General features: G+C 72.4%; 13 protein-coding genes. 6 read left to right on the top strand and 7 right to left on the bottom strand.

Annotation, left to right across the window (positions count from 1 at the left end; genetic code table 11):
• The first annotated feature begins 131 nt into the window (after window positions 1-131).
• Window positions 132-524, top strand: a complete 393-nt coding sequence (locus BLW78_RS04830; RefSeq protein ID WP_012319882.1) for a DUF2267 domain-containing protein — start codon at window positions 132-134, stop codon at window positions 522-524.
• A 174-nt stretch (window positions 525-698) separates the two neighbouring features.
• Window positions 699-917, top strand: a complete 219-nt coding sequence (locus BLW78_RS04835; protein ID WP_012319883.1) for a hypothetical protein — start codon at window positions 699-701, stop codon at window positions 915-917.
• Between the two features lie 3 nt (window positions 918-920).
• On the opposite strand, the gene BLW78_RS04840 is transcribed toward BLW78_RS04835, so the two are convergent.
• Together BLW78_RS04840 and BLW78_RS04845 are read right to left on the bottom strand one after the other, a co-directional pair.
• On the bottom strand, window positions 921-1,814 hold the full coding sequence (locus BLW78_RS04840; protein ID WP_091677141.1) for a hypothetical protein: 894 nt from the start codon (window positions 1,812-1,814) through the stop codon (window positions 921-923).
• 84 nt (window positions 1,815-1,898) lie between these two features.
• Complete coding sequence (locus tag BLW78_RS04845) at window positions 1,899-3,968, bottom strand: M3 family metallopeptidase (protein WP_091677220.1); 2,070 nt, start codon at window positions 3,966-3,968, stop codon at window positions 1,899-1,901.
• Window positions 3,969-4,151: 183 nt separating this feature from the next.
• Here BLW78_RS04845 and BLW78_RS04850 point away from each other — a divergent pair, with 183 nt between their 5' ends.
• From BLW78_RS04850 to BLW78_RS04860, 3 genes are all read left to right on the top strand, one after another.
• Window positions 4,152-5,159 (top strand): extensin family protein, encoded by a 1,008-nt coding sequence (locus BLW78_RS04850; protein ID WP_091677143.1) that lies wholly within the window; start codon window positions 4,152-4,154, stop codon window positions 5,157-5,159.
• A gap of 76 nt (window positions 5,160-5,235) precedes the next feature.
• Entirely contained in the window at window positions 5,236-6,348 is a 1,113-nt protein-coding gene (locus tag BLW78_RS04855) for a L,D-transpeptidase family protein (protein WP_091677223.1), read from the top strand.
• Window positions 6,349-6,619: 271 nt separating this feature from the next.
• Window positions 6,620-7,009: a response regulator gene (locus BLW78_RS04860; protein WP_012319888.1), complete on the top strand. Its 390-nt coding sequence runs from the start codon at window positions 6,620-6,622 to the stop codon at window positions 7,007-7,009.
• Window positions 7,010-7,048: 39 nt separating this feature from the next.
• On the opposite strand, the gene BLW78_RS04865 is transcribed toward BLW78_RS04860, so the two are convergent.
• Both BLW78_RS04865 and rsmI read right to left on the bottom strand, forming a co-directional pair.
• Complete coding sequence (locus BLW78_RS04865) at window positions 7,049-7,438, bottom strand: YraN family protein (RefSeq protein ID WP_020091873.1); 390 nt, start codon at window positions 7,436-7,438, stop codon at window positions 7,049-7,051.
• Window positions 7,435-8,406, bottom strand: coding sequence for a 16S rRNA (cytidine(1402)-2'-O)-methyltransferase (gene rsmI / locus BLW78_RS04870; RefSeq protein WP_056528388.1), 972 nt, complete (start codon window positions 8,404-8,406; stop codon window positions 7,435-7,437). Before rsmI ends, BLW78_RS04865 begins: the two co-directional genes overlap by 4 nt.
• A gap of 135 nt (window positions 8,407-8,541) precedes the next feature.
• On the opposite strand from rsmI, the gene BLW78_RS04875 reads away from it, so the two are divergent.
• Entirely contained in the window at window positions 8,542-9,807 is a 1,266-nt protein-coding gene (locus BLW78_RS04875; protein ID WP_091677146.1) for a penicillin-binding protein activator, read from the top strand.
• On the opposite strand, the gene hemW is transcribed toward BLW78_RS04875, so the two are convergent.
• Genes hemW through rph form a run of 3 tightly spaced genes read right to left on the bottom strand, consistent with a single transcriptional unit; the run spans window position 9,808 to window position 12,361 of the window.
• The gene (gene hemW / locus BLW78_RS04880; RefSeq protein WP_170855085.1) at window positions 9,808-10,995 is read right to left on the bottom strand and encodes a radical SAM family heme chaperone HemW; all 1,188 of its coding nucleotides are present in this window, start codon (window positions 10,993-10,995) and stop codon (window positions 9,808-9,810) included.
• Window positions 10,996-11,021: 26 nt separating this feature from the next.
• Complete coding sequence (rdgB, locus tag BLW78_RS04885; RefSeq protein ID WP_020091869.1) at window positions 11,022-11,651, bottom strand: RdgB/HAM1 family non-canonical purine NTP pyrophosphatase; 630 nt, start codon at window positions 11,649-11,651, stop codon at window positions 11,022-11,024.
• Window positions 11,648-12,361, bottom strand: coding sequence for a ribonuclease PH (gene rph, locus BLW78_RS04890; RefSeq protein ID WP_056528382.1), 714 nt, complete (start codon window positions 12,359-12,361; stop codon window positions 11,648-11,650). The genes rdgB and rph overlap by 4 nt, the downstream gene beginning before the upstream one ends.
• Window positions 12,362-12,479 lie beyond the last annotated feature (118 nt).

Raw genomic sequence — 12,479 nt, forward strand, 5'->3', positions numbered from 1 at the left:
GGCGAGGTCGCGCGCTGCGGCACCGTGCCCGCTGTAACCGGGGAGTTTTCCTGGGAAGCGATGCCGCGCGCTTGATTTCCGACGCCTCAGAGTCGAAGGACGTCTGGAAGCGTTCCGAAGAGATCATCACCATGGAAGAACTGCTCGCCCGCGTCACCACCCGCACCGGGCTCGACGCCGCGACCGCTCAGACCGCCATCGGGCACATCCTGGCCTTCCTGCAGAAGGAAGGGCCCGCGGCCGAGGTCGGCCAGCTGCTGGCGGCCCTGCCGGGCTCCGAGGCGCTGATCGCCGAGTCGAATGCCGGCGAGAGCGGCGGCGGCGGCCTGATGGGCATGCTCGGCGGCATGATGGGCGGCGGCGGCGTCATGGCGCTCGGCCAGAAGCTGATGGCCGCCGGCGTGCCGATGGGTCAGATGCAGCCCCTCGGACAGGAGCTGTTCGCCTTCGGCCGCGAGAAGGTCGGCGAGGACGCGATGGGCCCGATCATCGGCTCGATCCCGGGTCTGAACCAGTTCGTCTGACCGCGGGCCGGTGTGCGCGGCCGCACTGCATTCGGGTGACGCCTGGACGAAAGTAAAAAAGAGGTTGCGGAGCGAAAGCTTGACGGAACCTGTCCACGCGATCCCCGTTATTGGGGATGTGGCCCGGATGGACGCCTTCGGCAGTGTCCGGTACCGCACTCAAGCAGGCCGGCCATGCCCGTCTTCGAAGCCAAGAACCTGGACAGCGAGTTCGAAGGGCAGTCGCTGCTCGCTGCCATCCTGCACCCGACCCGCGCGGCGCAGACCCGGGCCCTGAGGCACGGTCGCCGGCGCGCAGAGCGCGCGGCGGCCTTGGCCGATCCGATGACGATCGAGCCGCGCTTCCCGATCGCGCCCGGCGAGCTGGCGCCGACCGGGTTCACGGGCCGCTGAGGTCTACCAAGCCTGCGCGGTGACGAGGCCCTGGCGAGTCACCACCACCCATTCCCGACCGTGGCGCTCGACGCCCTCGACGCGGCCGACGCCCGGGATGACGTCGCCGGGCGCGACCTCGACGAGGCGGCGCCGGCGGTTCTCCAGGATCGCGGTGCCCTCGTAGACGTCCCGCAGGGCCCAGCCTTCGATGACCGGCGGCTTGTCGGCCGCCGCCGGCTTCGGCTTGGGCTCGCTCACCTTGGCGTCCGCGACCTTGACCTCGGGCTTCGCCTCGGCGGCGCGGGCGGGCTCGCCGATGCTGCCGGTCTGGGTCGGCTCCGCCTTCGCGGCGGCCGGAGTCGCGGCCGCGCGGCGGTCGAGCTGCGCGGCGAGGCCGCTGAGGCGGGTGTTGTGGTCGCGCTCGACCTGCTCGAGCCGCTCGCCGAGGGCCGTGATCTTGCCGTTCAGGCTCTTGTCGACCTGCGCCAGGCGCTCGCCGAGGGCGGTGCTGCGGCTGCCCGCCTCCTTCCGCGCCACGTCGGTCGAGGCGCGCAGGTCGGCGAGCACGGTGTGGAGCTGCGCGATGTCGGCGGCGAGGCGCACGGTCTCGGTGCGGCCGGCATCGAGCGTCGTCTCGAGGGCCGCGAGCGCGTCGGGCCGGACGGAGGCCGGGCGGGAGAGCGCCACGACGCCCCCGCCCAGGAGGACACCGACCGCCAGGGTCGCGCCCGGGATCGCGAACCGCTTCGGATCCAGGCGCGCCAGCGACGCCAGCGCGAACGTCCCGCCGGCCGGCGAGGCCGCGGTCTCGGTCGCGGCGGCCGCGGAGTCGGTCTTGCCGGTCACCGCGGCCTTGAGCAGGTCGGCCGGCGAGATGCCCTGGGAAACGCCCTGCTTGGCTTCGATCTTCGTCATCGCCCCGAACTCCGCACGCGGCCTCGCGCTGCAAGCGTTCGTTAAGGACGTTTGTTTACGAAACCCTTACCGCACGCCCGTCGCTCAGGCCGCGAGCCCGCGCTTCTTCAGGAGCGGCTCGATGCTCGGCATCCGCCCGCGGAAGGCCGTGTAGGCCTCGCGAGGGTCGCGCAAATTGCCGGCCCCGTACACGAAGGTCCGCAGCCGCTTCGCCGTCTCCGGATCGAAGATGTCGCCGGCCTCGCGGAACGCGTCGAAGGCGTCCGCGTCCAGCACCTCAGACCAGAGGTAGCTGTAGTATCCGGCGGCGTAGCCATCCCCCGAGAAGATGTGGGCGAAGTGCGGCGTCCGGTGCCGCATGCTGATCTCGGCCGGCATGCTGATCCGCCGCAGCGCCTCGGCCTCGAAGGCGGGCACGTCGAGACCGCCCTCGCCTTCCGCCGAGAGGTGCAGGGTCATGTCGACGATCGCCGAGGACGTGTACTCCACGGTGGCGAAACCCTGGTTGAAGGTCCGCGCGGCGAGCAGCTTCCGCAGCAGGGCGTCGGGCATGGGCTCGCCCGTGCGATGGTGGCGCGCGTGGGTCCGCAGGACTTCCGGCTGCTCCAGCCAGTGCTCGTAGAGCTGCGAGGGCAGCTCCACGAAGTCGCGCGACACCGCCGTCCCGGACAGGAGCGGGTAGGTCACGTCCGAGAGCAGCCCGTGCAGGGCGTGGCCGAACTCGTGGAACAGGGTGCGCGCGTCGTCGAAGGACAGCAGCGTCGCCTCGCCGTCCGGCGCCTTGGCGAAATTCATGACGTTGACGATGATCGGCGTGACCGTCCCGTTCAGGCGCTCCTGCGAGCGGAAGGCGCTCATCCAGGCGCCGGACCGCTTCGAGGCGCGGGCGAAGTAGTCGCCCAGGAACAGGCCGACCTCGGACCCGTCGGGATTGCCGACCCGCCAGACCCGGACATCGGGATGGTAGCGCGGCACGTCGGCGAGTTCCGTGAAGGTCAGACCGAACAGCCGCGAGGCCGTGTCGAACGCCGCCTGGATCATCCGCTCCAGCGGCAGGTACGCCTTGATCTCGCTCTCGTCGAGGTCGTGCTCGGCGCGCCGCACCTTCTCGGCGTAGTGCCGCCAATCGTGCGCCTGGAGGGGAAAGTTGTGCCCCTCCGCCTGGATAGTGGCCTGGAGACGGTCGCGCTCCTCCGCTGCCCGCGCCCGGGCCGGCGTCCACACGTCCCGCAGCAGCCCGGTCGCCGCGTCCGGGCTCGCCGCCATCGTGTCGTCGAGGGCGAAATGGGCGAAGCTCTCGAAACCGAGGAGCCGCGCCCGCTCGGCGCGCAGCCGGATGATCTCCGCGATGATCGCCCGGTTGTCGGTCGCGCCGCCGTTCTCGCCGCGCCGCGTCCAGGCCGCGTAGGCGCGCTCGCGCAGGTCGCGCCGCGTCGAGCAGACCAGGAACGGCTCGATCAGCGAGCGGGACAGGGTGATGACGTGCCCGTCGAGGCCGCGCTCCTTCGCTGCGCTCTCGGCCGCGGCCCGCAGGAACGGCGGCAGGCCGGCCAGATCCTTCTCGCCCTGCAGCGGCAGGGTGAAGCTGCTCTCGTCGGCCAGGAGGTTCTGGCTGAACGTGGTCCCGAGTTCCGACATGCGCGCCGCGATCTCGGCGATGCGGGCCTTGTCCTCGGGCCCGAGATCCGCCCCCGAGCGGCGGAAGCGGATCCGGTACCGGTCGAGGACCCGGCGCTGCTCTGCGCTGAGGCCCTCGGCGTCGATCGCCGAGATCCGGGCCCAGAGCTCGGGGTTGAGGTAGATGGCGCTGCCGTGCCGGGCGAGCTTCGGCCCGATCTCCCGCTCGATGGCCTGCAACTCGGGGTTCGTGTGGCTGCCTGTCAGGTTGTAGAACACGCCGGCGACGCGCTCGAGGGCGAGGCCGGCCCGCTCCATCGCCTCGACGGTGTTGCCGAAGGTGGCGGGAGCGGACTCACTCGCGATGGCGCGGATCTCGGCATCGTGCGCCGCGAGGGCGGCGTCGAACGCGGGCCGGTAGTGCTCCGGCCGAATCCGCTCGAAGGGCGGGAGGCCGTGCGGGGTGCTCCACTGCGCCTCGCGGAAGGGATTGTCCGGCGGCAGGCTCGAGAGCCCGGCATCAGCTGCGTCCGACATGCAGTCCTCGATCTCGACGTCCACGCGACGGCGCGATCGTCCGCGCCGCAGGTGCGCCGACATGGGGTGTGCCGGCGCGATCCGGAAGACAGTGGTCCGATCGGCGCGGCCGTCAACCGGGTCCGGGCGATCCGAATGGCGTCTCGCCCGTTGTAGAGGCCAACGCCCACGCTTCGAGGCCCCATGCCGGGACGCAGCCTGTCGATCCTCCGATCCGCGACGCTCCTGGCGGGCGGCGCCCTCGCCGCGGGGCTCGCCCTCTCCGCCACGCCGGTCGGCGCCGTCGAGACGCCGGCGGCCACGGTGCCGACGCCCCCGCCCCTACCGCCGGAGCGCCCCGAGGCGCTGAAGCCGCCCGTCGCCGAGCCGGCGCCACCGACGCCGCCGGCACGGCCGCCCGAACTGAAACCTGCCGCGGCTGAGCCGAGCAAGGAGCCGAGCAAGGACCTGGCCCGGGAGCCGTCGAGGGAGAATGGCCGGGACAAGCCGCCGGAGTCCGGGCAGGAAGCCGGGAAGGAAGCCCCGAAGGAACCCGCGAAGGAGACAGCGAAGGAGACAGCGAAGCCCGAGATCCCCTCACCGCCGCCAGCGCCGCCCGCGCGGCCGCCCGAGCTGTCGGGCGCGGCCGCCCTGGCGCTTAAGGTGACACCGCCGGACGATTCCGCCTGCCGGACGCGCCTCAAGCGTCTCGGGGTCGAGTTCGAGCCGCTGCCGGCGATCTCCGAAGGCCAGTGCACCGCGCCGCTGCCGCTCAAGGTGACGAAGTTCGCCGACGGGGTGGTGCTGCCGCAGGGCGCCACGCTGACCTGCCGGACCGCCGAGGCGCTGGCGCGCTGGGTCACGGAGGTGCAGATCGAAGCCGATCGAATGCTGAAGCATCCGCTGATCGCGCTCGAACTCGGCGGTTCCTATGTCTGCCGGGGACAGAACCACGACGTCGACGCCAAGCTCAGCGAGCACGCCTTCGCCAACGCCGCCGACATCATGGGCTTCGCCTTCGCGGGGCGCGCGAGCATCCCCGTCAAGGCGATGCCGGACGGCTCCGAGGAGGCGCAGTTCCTCGGCGCGGTGCGCGCCAAGGCCTGCGGCTTCTTCCGCACCGTCCTCGGCCCGGGCTCGAACGCCGCCCACGCCAACCATTTCCACCTCGACGAGCGCGAGCGCAACGGCGGTCACCGCCTGTGCCAGTAGAACCGGGTGGAACGTTCCCGCAGGTCCGGCATTTCTCGGCTCGGGAGCGCGTCCGCTCCCCGGAATGACGACGGCGATGATCCCGAAACCCTGGCGGCCGGTCTGCGTGGCCCTCCTGGCGAGTTGTCTGGCCGCGCACGGCGCGGCCGCCCGGACCGGGAAGGGCCGGAAGGCCGAGACGGCCCAGCCGCCGGCGCTGACCGCCGAGGCGGTGAACGCCGCGACCCTGGCGCAGCCGGGCGCCGGGAAGAGCGAGGGCACGAAGTCCGAGGCGAAGGCCCGTCGGGCCAAGTCGTCGGACGACAAGCCCGATCCGCTGATCGTCAAGGCCCAGGTGCTGCTCGATCGCGCGCGCTTCTATCCCGGAGCGATCGACGGCCGGAAGGGTGACAATTACCGTCACGCCCTCTCGGCGTTCGCGGTGGCCCAGGGGCTTCCCGCCGGCGAGACCCTGACGCCCGAGATCTGGGACAAGCTCCAGGCGACCAGCGACAAGCCCGCCGTCACCGACTACACGCTCTCCGAGGCCGACGCCGCGGGCCCCTACGTCGAGCGGATCCCGCCCAAGATGGAGGAGCAGGCCGAGCTCAAGTCGATGGGCTACACCAATCCCCGCGAGATGCTGGCCGAGCGCTTCCACATGAGCCGCGACCTCGTCAGCGCGCTCAATCCCGGCAAGCCCCTCGACAAGGCCGGCACGACCATCGCGGTCGCGGCGGTGGACCCGATGGGCACGGACAAGCCGAAGGGCAAGGATCTGCCCCAAGAGCCGAAGGTCGAACGCATCGAGGTCGACAAGTCGAGCCGCGACGTCCGCGCCTACGGCGCCGATGGGAAGCTCTTGGCCTATTACCCCGCGTCGATCGGCAGTGCCGAGAAGCCGGCCCCGAGCGGCGAGACCAAGGTGAAGGGCGTCGCGTTCGACCCGGACTACACCTACAACCCGAAATACGCGTTCAAGGGCGTGAAGGCGCAGCACAAATTCACCATCCAGTCGGGGCCCAACAACCCGGTCGGCCTGGTCTGGATCGACCTGGCGATCCCGAGCTACGGGATCCACGGGACGCCGGAGCCCGAGAAGGTCGGGAAGACGGAATCCCACGGCTGCATCCGCCTGACCAACTGGAACGCCCGCGACCTCGCCGCGCATGTGACACGGGGCGCCAAGGTCACGTTCAAGGACGATTGAGTGGCCGCGCGGCGACACGCACATACGACCGCGCGAAGCCGCCCGCACAAAAATGTATCATCGGTTAACATAGCGCCCGGTCTGGGTGTCGGAACGGGCCGGGAACGCTTGACACATTGCGCATTACGGGCGACGCCTCAGGTTGTCTCGCGGGCTGACCCTCGGGCCGCGTTCACCCCGTCCGGACGCTGCTCACGCGGTGCGCAAGGCGTGACCAGCCGCATGGCAAGATCCCCGGCGACGGGGGCATTCGAAGGGAAGACGGCCCGGCGTGATTGCTGACCCCAACGACGACGTCCTCAACGGCGTCCGTGTTCTCGTCGTCGAGGACGAGGCCGCGATCTCGATGCTGCTGGAGGACATGCTCCTCGATTTCGGCTGCGCCGTGGTCGGGCCGGCCGCGCGGCTGTCCTCGGCGCTCGAGATGGCGTCGCAGGAAGCGTTCGAGGTCGCCATTCTCGACGTGAACGTGGCGGGTGAGCCGATCTACCCGGTGGCCGAGGCCATCGCCAAGCGCGACCTGCCGCTGGTCTTCTCGACCGGTTACGGCGGTGCCGGCATCCGCGAGCCGTTCCGCGACAGGCCCGTCGTCCAGAAGCCGTTCAGCCAGGCCGACTTGAAGCGGACCTTGATCGGGGCGATCCGCGCCGCCCGGGACTGAAGACCCGGCGCGTCGGCTCCGGCGGCCTCGGGCCGCCTGTCAGAGACCCTCGATGGTGAAGACCCGCTCGACATGGGCGGGCCAGGTCCGGGATCCGACGAACACGGCGTCGGCCCGGAACGTCGACCCGGCACACCACGCATTGCGTCCGATCCAGGCGCGGACCGCGCGGGAGAACCGCCGCCGCTTGGCGGCGTCGATCGCCTCCCGGGCATCGTCGCGGCGCGCCCGCGCCTTCACCTCCACGAACACGACGGTCTTCCAGCGCCGGACGACGAGATCGATCTCGCCGCCCGCGACGCTCACGCGCCGGCCGATCGGCCAGTACCCCTTGAGCATCAGCGCGGCGAGCGCCAGCCACTCGGCGCGGTGGCCGAGCCGGTAGGCGGCGCGGCGCCGGCCGGCCCGGTCCGGCAGGGCCCCGGTCATCCCTGGTCCCGCGCCAGCGCCAGCGCGCGGGTGTAGACGAGGCGCCTCGGCTGACCGGTCTCGTCGGACACGAGGCTGGCGGCATCCTTGATCGAGTGCCGCTCCAGCGCTGCCAGGATCAGGGCGTCGAGGGCGGCATCCGAATCCGCGCTGCGCTCCGGCGCCGTCGCCGCACCGATGATCACCACGATCTCCCCCTTCGGCGGTCCCTCCTGGGCGAAGCGCGCGCTCAGGCTGCCCAACGTATCGCGCCGGATGGTTTCGTAGAGCTTGGTCAGCTCGCGGGTCACGGCCGCCGGCCGCTCCGAACCGAGCACCGCGGCGGCGTCGGCCAGCATGTCGGGCAGGCGATGCGGCGACTCGAACAGGACCAGGGTGCCGGGAACCTGGATCAGCGCCTCGAGGCGGTTGCGCCGCGCTCCGGCCTTCTGCGGCAGGAAGCCCTCGAAGAAGAACCGGTCGGTCGGCAGGCCCGCCGCGACCAGCGCGGTCATCACCGCGGACGGCCCCGGGACGGGCGTGATGGCGATCCCGGCCTCGATGGCGGCCTGGACCAGCTTGTAGCCGGGATCCGATACGAGCGGCGTCCCGGCATCCGAGACCAGCGCCAGGGCCTCGCCGGCGGTGAGCCGCGCCACCATCCGCTCGCGCACCGCGTCGTTGGAATGCTCGTGATAGGCGAGCAGCGGCGTCGTGATCCCGTAATGCGCCAGCAGGTTCCGGGTGACGCGGGTGTCCTCGGCCAGGACCGCGTCGGCGGCCGCCAGCGTCGCCAGCGCCCGGATGGTGATGTCGCGCAGGTTCCCGATCGGCGTCGCCACGATGTGCAGGCCCGGCGACAGGGGTTCGGTCTCGCTCGCGAGGCCGAAGGCCGTGAAGGTCGTGCTGCGCGGGCGGTCGGGGGCGAGCTTCGGGGACGGAGCTCGGGTCGGGGCGGCGGCCCCCGGGTCGTCGAATCTGCGGGTCATCACCGGCGATCTTGCCACACTGGTCGCCTCTCGTCGCGGCGAGGCCGCGTGGCCGGGGGGCAAGTCCCCGCCGCCGCGTTTACATTTGAGAATCCGCCGGTCAGGCTGCGGAGCCTGCCCGAAGGAGTACGCGCCATGGCGCGCCCGACAAGCGCGCGGGACCGTCTCGTGCGTGTCACCGCCCAGACCGCCGCGCTCTGCGCGATCCTGCTCTCGCTCGGCGGTTGCGTCGGCAGCGACCTCGCGCGACGCGCGACCGGGCCGCAGGCCGAGCTGTCACCGCCGGCCGCCGTGCCGGATGCGCCGGGCACCGCGCCCGCGGCGCCGCCGATGCCGGCCGCGGGCGGCGGCGGGCGCATCGGGGCGGGCTCGGTGAAGGTCGCCCTGGTGCTGCCGCTGACCGGCCAGGGATCGACCGTGGGGGCCGCGATGCGCAACGCGGCGCAGCTCGCCTACGACGAGGCCCAACAGCCCGACCTGACGCTCATCGTCGAGGACGACCGGGGCAGTCCGGACGGCGCCCGGGAGGCGACCCAGGAGGCGCTGCGGCAGGGCGCCGAGATCGTCCTCGGCCCGCTCTTCGCCGGCAGCGTGCAGGCCGCCGCGGCCGTCGCCAGGACCGCCGGCAAGCCGGTGATCGGCTTCTCCACGGACGCGACCGTGGCGAACCAGGGCGTCTACTTGCTGAGCTTCCTGCCGCAGCCGGAGGTGGACCGCGTGGTCGAGGACGCGGTCGCGGGCGGAAAGAGGTCCTTCGCGGCGCTGATCCCCGAGACCGCCTACGGCAACGCCGTCGAGGCGGCGTTCCGGGAGGTCGTCGCCCGCAAGGGCGCGCGCGTCGCCGCCGTGGAGCGCTACCCGGCCGGCGCGCCCGGGCCGGCGGTCGAGCGGCTCGCGCGGGTTATCGCCGGGCCCGGTGCCACCGCCGACGCGCTGTTCATCCCCGAGACTGCGGACGCGATGCCCGCCGTGGCGGCCGCGCTGACGAAGCCGGGCTTCTCGCCGGCCCGAGTGCGCCCCCTCGGCACCGCCCTCTGGAACGAGCCGTCACTGTTCGCGCTGCCTGCCCTCCAGGGTGGCCGCTTCGCCGCGCCGGACCGCGTCGGCTTCTCGAATTTCAGCGCGCGCTACCAGGCCCGGTTCGGCGCCGTCCCGCCGCGGGTGGCCTCGCTCGCCTACGACGCGGTGCTGCTCGCCGCGGCCCTGTCGCGGCGCTACGGCTCGCAGCGCTTCGCCGAGACCACCCTGACCAACGGCCTGGGCTTCGCCGGCGTCGACGGGACGTTCCGGTTCCGGCCGGACGGTCAGAGCGAGCGGTCCCTCGCGGTCTACGAGATCCGCAACAACGCCGCGACGCCCGTCAGCCCGGCGCCCCGGGTTCTCGCGAAGCCGGCGATCTGATCAGGCGGCGAGCTCGGCGACCAGGGCATTGAGCACCGGCGCCCCCCGCGCCGTGGCGGCGATGCGGCCGCCCGGCAGCCGCTCGAGCAGGCCGTCCCCGATCAGCATGCCGATGCGGTTGCCGTTCAGGGGCCGGCCCTTGAGCGCCGCGTAGCGCTCGGGATCGATCCCCTCGCGCAGGCGCAGGCCCATCAGCAGGAACTCGTCGGCCTGGTCGGCGGCCGAGAGGCTCTCGGTCTCGACGATCCCGTGGCCCTCGGCCTCGACGCGGGCGAGCCACGCCTCGGGCGACCGCTCCGTCACGGTTCCGACCCGGCCCTGGCCCGTCACGAGCCGTCCGTGGGCGCCCGGACCGATGCCGGCATACTCGCCGTAGCGCCAGTAGAGCAGGTTGTGCCGCGATTCCGCCCCGGGCCGCGCGTGGTTCGAGATCTCGTAGGCCGGGAGGCCGGCCTTCGCGCAGAGCTCCTGGGTGACGTCGTAGAGGGCGCGACCGACCTCGTCGTCCGGCGTCACCAGCTTGCCGGCGGCGGCGAGCCCGTGGAACGGCGTCCCGGGCTCGATGGTGAGTTGGTAGAGCGAGAGGTGCTCGGCGGCCCGCGCGAGCGCGTCACTCAGCTCCGCCCGCCACAGGTCCGGCGTCTGTCCGGGCCGCGCGTAGATCAGGTCGAAGGAGGTCCGCGCGAAGGCCGACTGCGCCAGGGCGATCGCGCCGAGCGCCTGCGCGGTGTCGTGCAGGCGCCCGAGGGTCCGCAGCGAGGCGTCGTCGAGGGCCTGGATCCCGAGCGACACGCGGTTGACCCCGGCGGCGCGGTAGCCCTGGAAGCGGCCCGCCTCGACGCTCGACGGGTTGGCCTCGAGGGTCACCTCCGCGTCCGGCGCGACCGCCCAATGCTCCGCCACCGCGTCGAGCAGCCCGGCCACGGTCGCGGGTTGCATCAGCGAGGGCGTGCCGCCGCCGAGGAAGATGCTGGTCACGGTCCGGCCCGGCGTGCGGGCGGCGGTGTGGGCGATCTCGGCGCGGAAGGCTGCCAGGAAGCGCGGCTCGTCCACGCCCGCGTGGCGGACGTGGCTGTTGAAGTCGCAGTACGGGCACTTCGCGGCGCAGAAGGGCCAGTGCAGGTAGATCCCGAAGCCCGCGTCGCGGGTCGGATGGTCCGGGCCGGTCGATGACATGATGGCGGGCATGTGAGCGCCCGCGCGCCGTTTGGCAATCAAGCGCCGGGCGCGAGGCAGGCGCGGCTCAGCTCGACGAAGGCCCGCGCCCGGTGCGACAGGCCCCGCCCCTGCTGCCAGTCGACCCCGTGCTTCTCCTCGGCGCTCATCTCGCCGAAGGTGCGGTCGTGGCCGTCCGGCCGGAAGATCGGGTCGTAGCCGAAGCCCGCGGAGCCCTTCGCGGCGACGAGGTCGCCGAAGACCCGTCCCTCGAACAGCTCGGTGTGCCCGTCCGGCCAAGCCAGCACGAGGGCGGACACGAAGTGCGCCCGGCGCTCGGCGGCCCCGCGCCGGTCGAGTTCGGCGAAGATCCGCGCCATCGCGCCGGTGAAGTCCTTGGTCGCGCCGGCCCAGCGGGCCGAGAAGATGCCCGGCGCGCCGTCCAGGGCGTCGACGCACAGGCCGGAATCGTCCGCGAAGGCCGGCAGCCCGGTGGCGTCGGCCGCCGCCCGCGCCTTGATCGCCGCGTTCTCGGCGAACATCGTGCCGGTCTCGTCGGGCTCGGGCAGGCCGAGCTCGCCCGCCGACACCGCCTCGATCCCGAACGGCGCGAGCAGGTCGCGCATCTCGGCGAGCTTGCCGGCATTGTGCGTGGCGATGACCACCTTCCCGGTCAGACGGCGGCTCACGCGAGGGCCTCCTTCTGCAGGGCGACCAGCCGCTCGGTGCCGGCGCGGGCGAGGCCGAGGAGCTCGAGAAGCTGCTCCTGCGTGAAGGGCTCCATCTCGGCGGTACCCTGCACCTCGACGATGCCGCCCCGGCCGGTGAGCACGAAGTTGGCGTCGGTCTCGGCCGCCGAATCCTCGGCGTAGTCGAGGTCGAGGACCGGCGTGCCCTTGTACAGGCCGCAGGAAACGGCGGCGACGTGGTCGCGCAGCGGGTCGACGGAGATGATCGAGCGGGTCCGCATCCAGGCGAAGCAATCGTGCAGCGCCACCCAGGCGCCCGTGATCGCGGCCGTCCGGGTGCCGCCGTCGGCCTGGATCACGTCGCAATCGATCGTGATCTGGCGCTCGCCCATGGCCGGGAGGTTGGTGACAGCGCGCAGCGAACGGCCGATCAGTCGCTGGATCTCCTGGGTACGCCCCGACGGCTTCCCGGAACCGACCTCGCGGCGGGTGCGTTCGTGCGTCGCACGCGGCAGCATGGCGTACTCGGCCGTGACCCAGCCCTTGCCGGAACCGCGCAGCCACGGCGGCGCGCGCTCTTCCAGCGACGCGGTGCAGAGCACCCGGGTGTTGCCGAAGCTGACGAGGCAGGAGCCCTCGGCGTAGCGCGAGACCGCGCGCTCCAGGCTCACGGGCCGCAACTCGTCGGCGGCACGCTTGGAAGGCCGCATCGCGGGCCCCTTCTGTCGAGAGTGTCGAGGGCCGGGCTCTTAGGCCGCCGCGCCACCGCGGGCAAGCATCGCCGTACGGATTGATCCGCGCGGGACGGTTGGACATGATCGGACCACA

This window comes from Methylobacterium sp. 275MFSha3.1 (assembly GCF_900108435.1).
Taxonomy (GTDB): Bacteria; Pseudomonadota; Alphaproteobacteria; order Rhizobiales; family Beijerinckiaceae; genus Methylobacterium.

What these genes read in the sequence shown, in the direction of transcription:
- BLW78_RS04830 (WP_012319882.1), top strand. Translation starts at nt 132, where the DNA reads ATGGAAGAACTGCTCGCCCGCGTCACCACCCGCACCGGGCTCGACGCC.
- BLW78_RS04835 (WP_012319883.1), top strand. Translation starts at nt 699, where the DNA reads ATGCCCGTCTTCGAAGCCAAGAACCTGGACAGCGAGTTCGAAGGGCAG.
- BLW78_RS04840 (WP_091677141.1), bottom strand. Translation starts at nt 1,814, where the DNA reads ATGACGAAGATCGAAGCCAAGCAGGGCGTTTCCCAGGGCATCTCGCCG.
- BLW78_RS04845 (WP_091677220.1), bottom strand. Translation starts at nt 3,968, where the DNA reads ATGTCGGACGCAGCTGATGCCGGGCTCTCGAGCCTGCCGCCGGACAAT.
- BLW78_RS04850 (WP_091677143.1), top strand. Translation starts at nt 4,152, where the DNA reads ATGCCGGGACGCAGCCTGTCGATCCTCCGATCCGCGACGCTCCTGGCG.
- BLW78_RS04855 (WP_091677223.1), top strand. Translation starts at nt 5,236, where the DNA reads ATGATCCCGAAACCCTGGCGGCCGGTCTGCGTGGCCCTCCTGGCGAGT.
- BLW78_RS04865 (WP_020091873.1), bottom strand. Translation starts at nt 7,438, where the DNA reads ATGACCGGGGCCCTGCCGGACCGGGCCGGCCGGCGCCGCGCCGCCTAC.
- rsmI (WP_056528388.1), bottom strand. Translation starts at nt 8,406, where the DNA reads ATGACCCGCAGATTCGACGACCCGGGGGCCGCCGCCCCGACCCGAGCT.
- BLW78_RS04875 (WP_091677146.1), top strand. Translation starts at nt 8,542, where the DNA reads ATGGCGCGCCCGACAAGCGCGCGGGACCGTCTCGTGCGTGTCACCGCC.
- hemW (WP_170855085.1), bottom strand. Translation starts at nt 10,995, where the DNA reads ATGCCCGCCATCATGTCATCGACCGGCCCGGACCATCCGACCCGCGAC.
- rph (WP_056528382.1), bottom strand. Translation starts at nt 12,361, where the DNA reads ATGCGGCCTTCCAAGCGTGCCGCCGACGAGTTGCGGCCCGTGAGCCTG.